Here is a 13,667-nt window from a genome sequence, read left to right as displayed (position 1 = left end):
TGGGGATTGATCAAGCTTTTCTCATTCCGCCGCTGGTATCCTAGCGGTTATCGATTTTCTCTGGATACATATCATGATTCATCAAGCGATGTTCAGCCATCGTCTCGTACTTCGTGCCAGGTTGACCCCAGTTGCAGTAAGGATCAATGGAGATGCCGCCGCGTGGCGTGAACTTGCCCCAAACCTCGATATAACGCGGATTCATCAATTCGATGAGATCATTCATAATAATATTGACACAATCCTCGTGGAAATCACCGTGATTGCGGAAGCTGAATAGGTAAAGTTTCAGGGACTTGCTCTCTACCATTTTGATCGTAGGAATATACGAAATATAGAGGGTTGCGAAATCCGGTTGTCCAGTTACAGGACACAAACTAGTGAACTCAGGGAAGTTAAATTTGACGAAATAGGCCCGATCTGGGTGTTTATTGTCAAATGCTTCTAAGAGTGTAGGGTCATAATTGAACACATACTTCGTGCCTTGATTGCCCAGTAGGGTAATCTCTTTCAAGTCTTCATTACTTCTTCCTGCCATGGGTAAATCCTCATTTCATAGTTTTTTAGAGAGGGAGTTTGCGAACCTCTTTATATTCTGTACAAAATGTATCATACTCCGCAGGAAAAAGCATCTTGCTGAGAGGTGGCAATTATTACAGTCTTGTGTAGATCTTCTAGTTTTATGCCTACAGCATAACGGGTTGTCCCAGTGCCACGGATTTGTAACCCGCTAGGGCCACGATGGTAGAACGTAATCCATCTTCACCCGTAATCGGCACTTCTTCGCCATTCAGCAACGCTTGAACAAAGGCTTTCACTAAGTAAGCATCCATAGAGTCGCCCCAGAAATTCCATTGGCCTTTTCCATTGTCTAAGCTATATAATTCGTTGTTTTGAGCAAAAGCATCAATAGATAGTGTTCCCTTCGTTCCCACAATCGTCATCGTCACGTCGCCCCATGTGGGGAAAGCGGCATTCCGCGACCAGCTTGTGTCCAAGACGCCGACGACGCCATTCGCGAACTTGACATGAATCATACCCGCATCATCGATCGCCAAGTTTTCATTGAATAATGTAGCGGCATAAGCATAGACTTCTTTCACTTCGGATTGGGTCATCCAATTCATCAAGTCCATGACGTGCACGGTATGATCCAATAAGGCGCCGCCGCCGGATAAGTCGGATTGAAGGAACCAGCCAGAAGGGAGTGAGCCGCGATTGGTTCCCTTAATAGCAATGATCTCGCCGATTTCCCCCTGTTCGATAGCCTCTTTCGCTTTAACCACAGAGGCCAAATAGCGGCATGGGAAGGCCGTCATCAACTGAACGCCATGTTCTTTGCAAGATGCAATCATGGCCTCCATTTCGGAGAGCGAAACGCCGAGCGGCTTCTCACAAAGCACGTGCTTGCCGGCTTTCGCCGCGGCTATCGTAATGTCTGCATGATGCACGTTTTCAGAACAAATGACGACAGCATCTACGTTCGTAGCGAGCAAATCCTGATAATGTTCATAGTAGGGCAGATTGTACGTAGTGACTACTCGTTCCACGCGGCTGTAGCTCTCGTCTGCAATACCAATCACTTCTACCTGAGGGATAGCTCGTAGTGAATCCAAGTAAGAGTATGCATGGCCGTGCGCGAAACTGATCATACCTACTTTTAATTTCTTCATACAGTTTCCTCCTCGAACGTCGAGTTCGTCTTCAGTTGGACCGATTTCCCCGTGCGAACAGATTCCAACGCAGCCATCGTAATTTCTAAAGCTTTATAAGCATCGTTTGCAGTAACGATGGGCTCACTTCCATCACGGATACACTGAATGAAATGTGCAATCTCTCGCTCGTAAGGACTCCTGTATCCCGGACTTTGCGGAACTTCTGCGAAACGTCTGCCTTCTGAGTCGGAAGGGGATTTGCAGATGTGAAGTGAACTGCTTTTTTGACTGTCGCTGCGAATGATGCCCTTGCTGCCTGCGATTTCCACGGCGGTTTGGAAGGGGCCTTGATACCCCCAGAAGGCTTCCACATTGGCAACGGCACCGTTGTCAAAAAGAAGCGTAACTAGCGCATAATCCAAGTCATTGACGCGTTGGTTCAAGCCATAGACGGACTTCACTTCGCCGATGGCCCAACGTAGAAAGTCAATATCATGAATCATGAGATCGGCAATGACGCCGCCGCTTTTGTCGAAATCGTTGAACCATGGTCTGACATCACCAGGATGTGAACCGATCCGTTTGGCATGAATGACGCCGACGCGTCCTAACTTGCCCTCATCGATGGCTTGTTTCATTTGTACATATTCGGGGAAGAAACGAACGACGTGTCCGACGAACAAGCGGACGCCGTAGTGTTCACAACCTTGAATCATGGCTGCTGCATCTTCTAAATTAAGAGCAAGTGGTTTCTCGCATATCACATGTTTGCCGGCTTGTGCCGCTTTTAACGTATATTCCTTATGTAAGTAGCTTGGCAGTGTCACACTGAGGACATCGAAATCCGCTTCACTCAGCATGGATTCAAAAGAAGTATAAGCAGGCGCTCCTGTCTTAAGGGAGAGAGCTTCTGCTAGCTCGATATCCAGATCGCACACACCTGTTAACTCCACATCAGGCATATGGACATAGCTAGAGGCGTGTACATTCCCCATCCCACCGCAACCTACGATCGCTATTTTCATGCCAAATTCACTCCTCATATTATCGTATGAAAATAAGTTACTACGTAATATGATATAGCTATTGGTAGTTAGCGTATATGCGGGCATTTATTCAGTTTATATCCAAATTTGTCATCTGTGAAAGTGCGGTGGTTGAAAGTCATGGACATTTATAAAGAACCGATCCCTTATCAGAACCCCTCGTTATGCATGAAGGTGTGGCGTTTCGCTCAATCAGGAGCAGAAAGAGAATACGGCAATACTTGGCACTATCATAAAGAAGTTGAATTCATTTTAGTTGAGGAAGGCACGCACGAGATACAGACGCAGAATCATGTCTACTCGCTCGAAGCTGGGGATATCCTGCTGATCGGTTCCTCTCAACTGCATAGAGGACGCAAGGTGGGCGATAAGGATCTGGTTTACATCGTACTTCACATAGACCTCCAACCTTATTTCGATCCTGCGATGATGAGGTATTACCGCGACTTCTTGGAGATATTTCATCCGTTGGAAGCGCTCAATTACATTTTTCAAGAGAACGAACACGTGAAGAAAGAAATCGCGAGGATTATTACGGATACCCATGATGAAGTTATGGAAGCTAAGAAGGGGTATGAAATTGCCGTTAGCATGCACATTAAGCATCTGCTCTTAATGCTGCTTCGTCATGACCATCGGGATCTATTAACGACACAGGGGAATGTGGATGGTGATGCGGATATGATTCGGTCACTTGTTGTCTACGTGGACGAGCATTTGACGGAGAAGATCGATATGGGGGCAGTCAGTCGAATAGCTGGCATGAGTTACTCGTATTTTTCGAAATATTTCAAGAGGAAGATGGGGACTTCATTTATTGATTATGTCAACATGAAACGTATTGCAAAAGCAGAGCGGTTGCTCGTTACGGAAAAACGCAGTGTGAATGATATTGCAGAGTCGGTCGGTATAGGGAATATGGCGCATTTCTATGAGCTGTTCAAACGATTCAACGGCTGTACGCCTAAACAATATTTGCACAAAATGAGTGTAAGTGAGCTCCAATCTAAATCGGACGATGATGTAGAAAAAGATTGACAACGTAGTTGAATTATTGAATTATGAACTTGAAAACAAATCTGATACAAACCAGAAGTGATTGAGATGGCAGGGAATAGTATATAAAAGTGAACTAGATGAGAATCAGAATGGAGTTTGACAAATTCGCTTTGCAGCAAAGTCAAATAAACGGAGGCCATATGATGATCCAACTATCAAATCTGGCAGAGTTATTAGCGTTTCAAGTTCATGCGATTCAAGATGGGCAGCTTGTTTATGTGGATGGATATTATCAACAAGGGGACGGCGGTTCGAAGCTTGTTCGTTGGATGAGTGGCAGCACCGAAACCGACAATGGCGGTACGATTCATGATCCTAGGCATGGCGGGAGTGGCAGATGGAAAACCGTGCATAATGGGGTGGGTGATTATCGCTGGTTCGGCATTCTGGACGCTGCTAAAGATGCCGACGACGCTATGGATGCCATGGTGAACGATGTATCGATTCATCGGGTTGAGTCGCATTCCGATCTTAACTTTGCTCGACGCCATAGGTACGACCGCAGCGGTATCGAACTCGATTTTGGCGGTCATCGTGTCACGACGACGGGGATTGAGCTAAATACGCCAAGCAATCCATTCGGCGCCGTTATTTTTTTTCAAGGGAGGGCGACGGGCGAAACGCAGAGCCTGACTCTCTCTGCTGATCTGCCAGAGCTATCCGATGTGTTGGAGGTGCTGGGTGCGAGATCTTTTGAAGTAGGGGACTGGTGGGTCGTTAGGATTCAGAACCATCCTGAAGGCTATGCGCAGCGTGAACTGGATTATATGCTGCAGGTTACAGAAATCATAGATGATAGACATATTCGTGTGAATTATAAGCTAGGGTGGACGCTCGAAGCGGGAAGGGAAATCACATTTAAGAAAATGCAGCCTGTCCTACGCAGTCACATTAGGAATATGCATTTTATCGGTGTTTCTGTGCCTGACAATGGATCTACGAGCGTAAAACCGTCAGAAGATTGGGATCAAATAGGCTCACATCCCATTGCATATGAGTTCGCCGTTGCTTGCGATGTTAGTGACGTAACAGCCACGAGGGTTTTCTGGCCAGTCATCGAGCGGCGGTACTGCACCCATTTTGTGACGGAGCGTTGTAGGCTAATGAACCCAGAGGAAGTTATTTGGGGAGGAACTGGCTACCTGACGCAGCAGCTCAATGTGTTGTACGGTCATGTTCGTGATTGCCACGCAAGTAATGCTCGACACTTGAATGATTTCACATGCGGCGCTTACTGTTTGGTTGAGAACTGTCATGGTGACGGGGATGAACATGGTTCTTATGTCACGCATGGCCAATACGAGCATGATCTCACGTTTATCGGGAATTCGGGTTTGTTGTCCTTTGCCAACAGTGGTACGACGTGGGGGGATAGTGCGAAACGAATCACCGTGAAGAAACATGTGGCCTCGCGTGTAGTAGCGCACAAACGAATTACGGATTTGACGTTGGAGGACGTTCACGCGGTCTGGAAAGAAGGATTGGTGGATTCCGGGACGATCTGGGCCAATGCAGATGGGTTGCAAATGCGAGGCTGCACGGCAGACACGATGCTTACACTTTCGCAGAGTTCATCACGTTCAAAGCGAAGCAATCTTGCGGATGGTTGTTGCTTTGGAATGTCGAAGGGGGCTGAAATCGCTCGCAATACCTCTAATGCCCAAGTAGGTTTTCGTCCAGTTACGACGAATTTCACGATGCAACATTGCCAATTTCACAACGTTGATGATAATGCCTTTGGCAGTATTAACAAGTTAGTTTTGATCAATACCTGGTTTAGAGGCGCTTCTCCAGGAGCTAAACCCCTTCAGGTTTGGTGTCCGGAAGTGGTTATGCAAGGTGGCGGCTGTGAGGATAGCGGGATCGTGTTAATGGGCGCATTTCAGTCTGATGAGATTGGTGCGGCTGAACAAACCATTACGGTTGATGGTGGCACGGTGTTCAGCGGGACGAATGCAGATAAAGCTTATTTCTTACGTAAAAATATGTCAGGAATCATGACGTGGATATTGGGTGATTACAGAAGCGCAGCTGGGGATGTTGAGACCTCACATTTCAGCCTATCTAGCGGCCCTAATCGGATGAGAGTGATAGGCTCTCGATTCTATGGAGGCAAGTATGAGATTGCGGAAAATGCCTTCAACCATGGCTCGTACCTACTGATGACGGCATGTATAGAAGAAGGCGTTGATCGGTGCTCTCTTCCAATGGAATCAGATCGGGTGAAACATACAGAGGGGAATATTATCATGCCAAAATAATAGAGGGGGGCCTGTCTTTTATAGATAGGTCCCTTGTTTATGTCAATTATATGTTATGTATTTAAAAATATATGTAATATTATATAACATTGAAAGCGATTCCAATTCCAAAAAGTTATTGACAATGTATGTGTTAGCTATTTATAATAAAAACATCAGAAACAAACCACAAACTGAAAAAATACTCATTGTGGTGTACTTTACAAATTAGAAATAAACCAGAAAAGAGGTAGGGGTTATGAAAGCAGTAAAGGGCATCAATGGGTCAGCACAAGTGTTGGAGCTTCCGAGCCCGGAAATGATTCCTCAATTTGTCAAAGTGAAAACGGAATATTCCGTCGTTAGCGTAGGCACCGAGCTAATGATGATAACGAATAATGGGGACGCCAATTTAGGCTACAGTGCCAGCGGCATCGTAATGGAAGTAGGGGAAGGTGTTACACATGTCGTCCCCGGACAACGAGTGGCCTGTTACGGGGTACCCGCTCATAGGGAACTCTTGCTAGTACCTAAGCATCTGGTCGTGCCTGTACCAGAAGGAGTGCCCCAGGAAGAAGCGGCATTTGTCGGTATTGGTGCGATTGCTATACATGCTTTGCGTCAGGCGCAACTGAGCTTCGGAGAAACGATTATCATTGCAGGGCTTGGCATACTTGGGCAAGTCATCGCCCGTATTGCGTATGCCGCATCTTATAGAGTGATAGGCTTGGAGTTGCTCGAGGAGCGCTGCCGAACGCTTGAGGCGATTGGCGCGGTAGCCTGCCGCACCCAGGAAGAGCTTCAGAAAGCAGTTGAATCCGATCCTTCTTGTAAAGGTGCAGATGCTGTCATGCTTTGTGCGAGCAATAGGAAGTTTAGTATGATAGATGATGCGTTAGGTTGGCTGCGAGATCGCGGTCGCGTAGTCATCGTCGGAGATACAGGAACGGAATTTGATCGGGACCTGCTTTTTATGAAAGAAGCAAGTGTTCATATTTCTCGTGCGGGGGGTCCTGGGCGCTATGAGGAAACCTATGAAAAGCAAGGTGTCGATTACCCGATTGGCTATGTACGTTGGACGGAAGGCAGGAATATGGGGGAATTCTTACGATTGATCGCACAGAAAAGGATTGATATTCAATCGTTGATTACCAATGAATGCTCGCTCGAAGAGTTGCCGACTATGTATCAAAGCTGTTTTGAAAAGCCTCAGAAATCCATGGGTATTGTCGTGCGATACCAACAACCCAATCCCGCCGGAGCAGCAGATTCCTTTAACAATTAATAAAGGAGGTGATGGGGTATGCGAGCCAGTGTGAAGTCGATTACCGATGAACGCGTAGGTAAGAAACGATTAACCACCCATGTGTGGAAAACATTTCTTCGATACAAATGGTTGTATTTACTTATGGTTCCGGGAATTGTGTATTACTTAATTTATCACTATGTCCCGATGTTCGGACTTGTGATTGCGTTCAAGAAGTATAACCTCATGAAGGGGTTATGGGGGAGTGAATGGGTTGGCTTCGATAATTTTCGAACGATATTCGCATCGCCAGAATTTCCTAGTCTAGTTCGCAATACACTTCTGATCAGCGTGTATCGTATTTTGTTCAACATGCTCCCAGACGTGATGCTGGCACTCATTTTAAATGAAATTCGTGCCCCTTGGTTCAAAAAAATTGTACAGACAATCACCTACGGACCTCATTTCTTATCATGGATTATCGTGTATGGTCTTGTATTTTCATTCTTTGCTCCTGGTGCGGGGCTAGTTACAACTTTCTTTCGAGATATGGGATGGGGAGAACTTGATGTCTTAACCAACTCAGACTACTTCCGTTCGCTGTTAGTGACCTCCGATATTTGGAAGAGCACTGGCTTCGGAGCCATCATCTATTTGGCAGCATTGGCTTCAATCAACCATGAATTATATGAAGCGGCTGTTGTTGATGGTGCAGGTCGTTGGCGGCAATTGTGGCATATTACCCTCCCAGGTATTCGCGAAGTGTTCATCTTACTGCTAATCTTGCGAATCGGACATATTATGGATGCTGGTTTCGAACAGGTTTACATATTCCTGAATGCCCGCGTTTATGATGTGGGGGATATTCTTGACACCTGGATCTTCCGCCGAGGTATTGAACAGATGGAATTCAGTGTTCCAGCGGCAATGGGTGTATTCAAATCAGTCATCGGTCTGATACTTGTGATTGGAGCGAATAAACTGGCCAAAAAAGTCGGCGGGTCCGGCATCTGGTAAAGGAGGCATCGTTATGCCATTCATGCTTAAGAAAACCAAATCAGACCGCATTGTAGATGCCGTTCTTTACACCGTACTCGGACTTTTCTGCATAGCAACGCTGTTTCCCATCTACTTTGTCTTCATAATGTCGATTACACCTTATACGGAAGTGCTTAAGAATGGTGGATTTGTCATCGTACCGCATGCCATCACCTTCGAAGCGTTCAAAACGATTTTCTCCAGCAATACCGTGCCCAAAGCTCTGCAAGTCTCGATATTCGTTACGGTCGTAGGTACAGCGTGCAATCTAGCTATTACGACGATGCTGGCTTATCCGTTATCGAAGAAATTTCTTCCGGGACGCAATATTGTCCTGATGGGCATCGTGTTTACGATGTTGTTCTCAGGGGGGATCATCCCCATGTACCTGACTGTGAAAGCCACCGGCTTGATGGATTCGCTGTGGGCGCTTATCATTCCAGGTCTTGTGTCTTCCTTTAATATTCTGATTATGAAGACCTTCTTCGAAGGTCTCCCATACGAAATTGAAGAGGCAGCGAAAGTGGATGGCTGCAGTGACATTGGTACGCTGATGCGAATAGTTCTGCCGCTCTCGATGCCGATCATGGCAACGCTAGGATTGTTCTATGGTGTGAATCACTGGAATGCGTACTTCGGCGGGGTCATGTATTTGAATGATCGCAGCCTATATCCGATTCAGGTTGTGCTGCGGAACATGATTGTATCACCGGCCATTAGTCAGGAGCTAGCCATTTCGCAATCTTCATTAAATACCATGCCTCCGGAAACCATCAAGATGGCAACCGTTGTGGTGGCAATCGTCCCTGTACTCGTCGTGTATCCGTTTCTACAAAAATATTTCGTCAAAGGCATGCTGTTAGGTGCAGTCAAAGGTTAAATCTATAGGCGGTCTTGCCTCAAATGGTTGTATGCGAAATGACGTATTAAGTATGAGGAGGTGGCAAGGGGAATGAGGTCTATATTGGTGTGCTAGCAACGTTTCGTATGCAATGATTGGTGCAAGTAATGGCTTAATAGTAGTTTCATACGCGTTCTCATTCTTCTAAAACGAACAGGGGGGTCTTTCAATTGAAAACGTTATCAAAAGTAACAACGATTTTATTAGCTTCTTCACTGGCGCTTGTCGCATGTACGAGTTCCAAAGAGGAAGCGACTACTTCCCCGGCGAGCACGTCGACAACGACGTCAAGCCCAGATGCCAAGAAGGAAAAACTAAACCTAAGTTGGATGGTTATCGCAGATGCAAGCGCCCAACTTCCTTCGGCGGATAAAGACTTCGTGAAGAAAGCGATTGAAGAGAAATTCAATGTCTCACTGAAACTGACCTACTTGCCATTTGGCCAAGACTATACCAATAAATTAAATACGATGATCGCTTCCGGCGACATTCCCGATGTTTTCTACGCAGACGGTGTACCATCTAATAACTACATTCGAGATGGCGTTGCAAGAGATTTGACGGGGATCATTACACCAGCCAAAATGCCGAACTATTTCAAAAATTGGGTGTCGGAAGCAACATTGAAGTCGTATCAGGTGCAAGGTGCGTTCAAGCGTGCCCCCGTTCCGTATGAAACAAGTTACTATCGTACCTTCTATATTCGGAAAGATTGGCTCGATAAACTTAATCTGAAAATGCCGACGAACTACGATGAGCTTGTAAGTGTCATGAAAGCTTTTACCTTCAATGATCCAGATGGCAATGGCAAGAACGATACGTATGGTTTTACAGCGGCAGGCGGCGGCGCAAGCATATCCATGGACTTCCCGGAATTCCTCAAAAACGGCTTTGCTGGTGATACGTATGTGGAAAATGATCAGTTCATCGATGTTCGTACCGATATTCGCATGCAGAATGTGCTTACCGATATCAAAGCGCTACTGGACATGAAAGTAGTCGATCCGGACTGGTTCCTGAACAAATACGGCCAACATTTTGATAAAGCGGCACAAGGTAAAGCGGGTATTGTAATCGGCCAAGGCAGAGATCTTGCATTCGATAACAATCCAGCTGGTTTGCAAATGAAGGCGAAGGCTGCGGGTCAAACGACAGCAGATTGGGAGCCGTTCCATCCGTGGGAGAAAACAGGTACTTGGGTTGAAACGATTCCACAAAATCCGTTCTTGATCAGCTCCAAAAGCTCTGATGCCAAAGTACAGCGTTCGATTGAAATTCTCGATTGGCTTGCTGGAGAAGAAGGCTTCTTGTTGACACGTTACGGGCAAGAAAACGTCGATTACAAACGCAATGGCAAAGACATCGAAGTGAATCAAGATGCCTACAAAAAAGACGTTATCGACAATAACAACTTCATTGAAGTTTATGGTTGGTTTACACCACGTAAACCGGAAGTGTTCGGATTGAATATCATTGACCCTAAAGTAACTGAGCGCGATAAGAAAATCGTTGAAAAAATTAACTCATACAAGATTCTTCCGTCTGTCGGTACGGCCCTTACGGTCAAAGAAGGCATGGATATCGGGGCTATGCGCAAACGTATGAATGAGCTTCATGTTCAAATTTTGTATAAAGAGAAGGACGCTGCGAACTGGCCGCAATATCGCCAAGAAGTGATGACGAAATTCGGCGGCAAAGCGATTTTTGATAACTATGCGGAACTTACATCCACGGCCAAAGGTAAACCGATTAAATTTAAATCGGACAACTAAATCGTAGTCGTTCTTCGGATCAAGCAACTCAGACTGGCGAATGCATGGCTGTGTCTGTCAGTCTGAGTTACTTGCTGAATAAACGACCTATGGAATGGAGTGCTTCTTGCGTGCGATTGCAAGGGAAACGTGCATTAATTACAGGCAGTGCCCGAGGCATTGGTCAAGGAATTGCGGCTAAATTCGTGCAAGAAGGAGCAAGTGTCGTATTGCTTGATTACAGGGAGGATCAGCTTGAAGCATCGGCTGAGGCAATCCGGAAGCAAGCCATAGATAGAGGGCAAAGCGCTCACGTTGCAACTGTCGTCTGCGACTTGAGTGTGCCAGAGCAAGTGGACGAGGCAGCCCAACGAGCATGGGCTTACTGGGATGGCATCGACATTCTGGTTAATAACGCTGGCATTGCAACGCGCGAATTCTTCATCGACATCCCGCTCTCTCGTTGGCAGCAGGTGATCAACATTAATCTCAATGCGACATTCCAACTGAGCCAATGGGTAGCGAAGTGGATGATCGCTGGTGAGATTCACGGTTCGATCGTCAATATGGCATCCAAGAATGGCTTAGCGGGAAGTGCCCTATTGGCTCATTACAATGCATCCAAGGGTGGCGTTGTTCTGCTAACACAGTCGATGGCTGTTGACTTGGCCCAGCATCATATTCGTGTCAATAGTGTTGCGCCTGGCTTCATCGATACACCGCTTGATCGCGAACTGAAGGAGATATCAGACATAACACTTTCACTGACGGAACGAACACCTATGCGCAGGCTCGGTACCATTGAGGAAGTGGCGAATGCGTTTCTATTCTTGGCATCAGACGAAGCGTCTTACATAACGGGTACGACACTTGTTGTGGATGGCGGGCATCTTGCCAATGCTTGCGATCTGTAAACATGTGTAACCATACATCAGGATTGCGTGCAAGGAGGATAGACTAACATGGCAGATGAGGACAACAAGCGTGGGGGAAATTCGGCAGATCAACTTCGTGGTGAAAAATATTTTAACGACACAGGACTATGGGGATTTATCCACCGTTCATTTACCAAATCCATGGGCTACACGGACGATGATTTGAAAAAGCCGGTCATCGGCATTTGCAACACATTCAGCGAGTTGAATAAATGCCACTCTCACTTTAGGGAATTGACAGACTATGTGAAGCGAGGTGTGTGGCAAGCCGGGGGCATGCCGATGGAATTCCCGACTATTTCAATCGGTGAACCCTACGTAAAGCCGACGACGATGCTGCTACGTAATCTAATGGCCATGGACACGGAAGAAATGGTCAAAGCCCACCCGATCGATGGCGTAGTTCTTCTTGGTGGATGTGATAAAACTGTACCTGCCCAGCTCATGGCTGCGGTGAGCGCTAACATCCCAGCAATTGTCCTTACCGGCGGACCGATGCTGAACGGCAAATTAAATGGCCAGACGCTTGGCGCCTGCACCGACTGCTATCAGTTTACGCTGGAGCACAAGGCGGGCAACATCACCGACGAGCAGCTTACTGTTGCTGAGAATGCCATTTGCCGCAGTGATGGTCACTGCATGGTGATGGGGACAGCCAGCACGATGGCAGCGATCGCTGAGGGGCTTGGCATGGCACTTCCAGGTTGTGCGGCAATTCCTGCCCCAGATTCGAGGCGGCGCCATATGTCTGAACAGACGGGCAAACAGATCGTGGAGCTTGTCCGACGCAATATTCGACCACGTGACATTATTACGCCGGAATCACTGGATAACGCGATTCGCGTTACGATGGCCTGCGCTGGCTCAACCAACGCCATCATCCATTTGGTCGCTATCGCTGGGCGACTTGGCTACAGATTGCCGCTGGAGCGATTCGACGAAATTAGCGCAACGACGCCATTTATCCTGAACGTTCGCCCATCTGGCAAATATCAGATGGAAGAGTTCTTCGAAGCAGGCGGCGTGCCGTCCCTGATGAAGGAAATTGAACCGCTGCTGAACGGCCATTGTTTGACCGTTACAGGTCAAACCGTTACCGAGAACCTGCGCGGTGTGCAGGTCACTGATCGCGAGTTGATCTATCCGCTTGAGCAGCCGATTGCTCCGCAAGGCGGGATTGCGGTACTGCGCGGGAATCTCTCTCCGAACGGTGCGCTGATCAAGCAAACGGCAGTTTCACCGCATCTCAAAAAACATCGTGGACGCGCCGTCGTCTTCAAATCGCCGGCTGATCTGAATGCACGGATTGACGACCCGGATTTGGACGTCGATGAGAACAGTGTCCTCGTGTTGAAAAACGCTGGACCCAAAGGCGCACCAGCGATGCCGGAAATCGGTCAAATCCCGATTCCGAAGAAGCTGCTCGTCCAAGGGGTACGGGATATGGTACGAATTTCTGATGCCCGCATCAGCGGAACGTCATACGGTACATTGATTGTACACGTCGCACCTGAAGCGGCCATCGGTGGACCTCTGGGGCTCGTGGAGAACGGCGATGAAATTGAGTTGGATATCGACATGCGCAAGCTGGAATTACATGTCGATGAAGACACCCTTCGCGAACGCAAAGCGAAGTGGGAGGCGCCTCCCCCTGCCTATGATCGTGGGTATGGCCTTTTGTTTCTAGAACGTGTGCTGCAAGCGGATGAGGGTTGCGATTTCGACTTCTTACTGCCGCCTGAACTTCGCAAGTAGCGATTGACGCAGTTGTCTTACCTATCCCCCTTACGAAGAGG

11 protein-coding genes and 1 riboswitch are annotated in these 13,667 nt (G+C 47.2%); of the genes, 8 read left to right on the top strand and 3 right to left on the bottom strand.

All coding sequences use genetic code 11. The features are described 5' to 3' along the window. Nucleotides 1–40: 40 nt before the first annotated feature. From queF to A8708_RS18965, 3 genes are all read right to left on the bottom strand, one after another. The gene (gene queF, locus A8708_RS18975) at nt 41–538 is read right to left on the bottom strand and encodes a preQ(1) synthase (protein WP_068666257.1); all 498 of its coding nucleotides are present in this window, start codon (nt 536–538) and stop codon (nt 41–43) included. A gap of 11 nt (nt 539–549) precedes the next feature. Beyond that, nucleotides 550–593, bottom strand: a riboswitch (PreQ1 riboswitch). Nucleotides 594–686: 93 nt separating this feature from the next. Further along, complete coding sequence (locus tag A8708_RS18970; RefSeq protein WP_068666255.1) at nt 687–1,673, bottom strand: Gfo/Idh/MocA family protein; 987 nt, start codon at nt 1,671–1,673, stop codon at nt 687–689. Beyond that, entirely contained in the window at nt 1,670–2,680 is a 1,011-nt protein-coding gene (locus A8708_RS18965) for a Gfo/Idh/MocA family protein (RefSeq protein WP_068666253.1), read from the bottom strand. The genes A8708_RS18970 and A8708_RS18965 overlap by 4 nt, the downstream gene beginning before the upstream one ends. Nucleotides 2,681–2,821: 141 nt before the next feature. On the opposite strand from A8708_RS18965, the gene A8708_RS18960 reads away from it, so the two are divergent. The 8 genes from A8708_RS18960 to A8708_RS18925 all read left to right on the top strand — a co-directional run bounded on the left by A8708_RS18960 (nt 2,822) and on the right by A8708_RS18925 (nt 13,626). After that, complete coding sequence (locus A8708_RS18960; protein ID WP_068666251.1) at nt 2,822–3,739, top strand: helix-turn-helix domain-containing protein; 918 nt, start codon at nt 2,822–2,824, stop codon at nt 3,737–3,739. 98 nt (nt 3,740–3,837) lie between these two features. Continuing rightward, entirely contained in the window at nt 3,838–6,021 is a 2,184-nt protein-coding gene (locus A8708_RS18955) for a hypothetical protein (protein WP_204787593.1), read from the top strand. A 238-nt stretch (nt 6,022–6,259) separates the two neighbouring features. Further along, entirely contained in the window at nt 6,260–7,285 is a 1,026-nt protein-coding gene (locus tag A8708_RS18950) for a zinc-dependent alcohol dehydrogenase (protein WP_068666249.1), read from the top strand. A gap of 18 nt (nt 7,286–7,303) precedes the next feature. Next, nucleotides 7,304–8,263 carry an ABC transporter permease gene (locus A8708_RS18945; protein WP_068666247.1) on the top strand — a complete coding sequence of 320 codons (960 nt, stop codon included), beginning with the start codon at nt 7,304–7,306 and terminating at the stop codon, nt 8,261–8,263. A gap of 13 nt (nt 8,264–8,276) precedes the next feature. Continuing rightward, entirely contained in the window at nt 8,277–9,164 is an 888-nt protein-coding gene (locus A8708_RS18940) for a carbohydrate ABC transporter permease (RefSeq protein ID WP_068666245.1), read from the top strand. A 191-nt stretch (nt 9,165–9,355) separates the two neighbouring features. After that, nucleotides 9,356–10,957, top strand: a complete 1,602-nt coding sequence (locus A8708_RS18935) for a type 2 periplasmic-binding domain-containing protein (protein ID WP_068666243.1) — start codon at nt 9,356–9,358, stop codon at nt 10,955–10,957. A 110-nt stretch (nt 10,958–11,067) separates the two neighbouring features. After that, a complete protein-coding gene (locus tag A8708_RS18930; RefSeq protein ID WP_167355904.1) occupies nt 11,068–11,850 on the top strand; it encodes an SDR family NAD(P)-dependent oxidoreductase in 783 nt (260 codons plus the stop codon). A 48-nt stretch (nt 11,851–11,898) separates the two neighbouring features. Then, entirely contained in the window at nt 11,899–13,626 is a 1,728-nt protein-coding gene (locus tag A8708_RS18925; RefSeq protein WP_068666241.1) for an IlvD/Edd family dehydratase, read from the top strand. Nucleotides 13,627–13,667: the final 41 nt, after the last annotated feature.

This window comes from Paenibacillus oryzisoli (assembly GCF_001653565.1).
Lineage (GTDB): Bacteria > Bacillota > Bacilli > Paenibacillales > NBRC-103111 > Paenibacillus_E > Paenibacillus_E oryzisoli.
The sequence above is the reverse complement of the archived record's forward strand: the minus strand, read 5'-3'. Positions and strand labels throughout refer to the sequence as shown.

What these genes read in the sequence shown, in the direction of transcription:
- A8708_RS18970 (WP_068666255.1), bottom strand. Translation starts at nt 1,673, where the DNA reads ATGAAGAAATTAAAAGTAGGTATGATCAGTTTCGCGCACGGCCATGCA.
- A8708_RS18955 (WP_204787593.1), top strand. Translation starts at nt 3,838, where the DNA reads ATGAGAATCAGAATGGAGTTTGACAAATTCGCTTTGCAGCAAAGTCAA.
- A8708_RS18940 (WP_068666245.1), top strand. Translation starts at nt 8,277, where the DNA reads ATGCCATTCATGCTTAAGAAAACCAAATCAGACCGCATTGTAGATGCC.
- A8708_RS18965 (WP_068666253.1), bottom strand. Translation starts at nt 2,680, where the DNA reads ATGAAAATAGCGATCGTAGGTTGCGGTGGGATGGGGAATGTACACGCC.
- queF (WP_068666257.1), bottom strand. Translation starts at nt 538, where the DNA reads ATGGCAGGAAGAAGTAATGAAGACTTGAAAGAGATTACCCTACTGGGC.
- A8708_RS18960 (WP_068666251.1), top strand. Translation starts at nt 2,822, where the DNA reads ATGGACATTTATAAAGAACCGATCCCTTATCAGAACCCCTCGTTATGC.
- A8708_RS18925 (WP_068666241.1), top strand. Translation starts at nt 11,899, where the DNA reads ATGGCAGATGAGGACAACAAGCGTGGGGGAAATTCGGCAGATCAACTT.
- A8708_RS18945 (WP_068666247.1), top strand. Translation starts at nt 7,304, where the DNA reads ATGCGAGCCAGTGTGAAGTCGATTACCGATGAACGCGTAGGTAAGAAA.
- A8708_RS18950 (WP_068666249.1), top strand. Translation starts at nt 6,260, where the DNA reads ATGAAAGCAGTAAAGGGCATCAATGGGTCAGCACAAGTGTTGGAGCTT.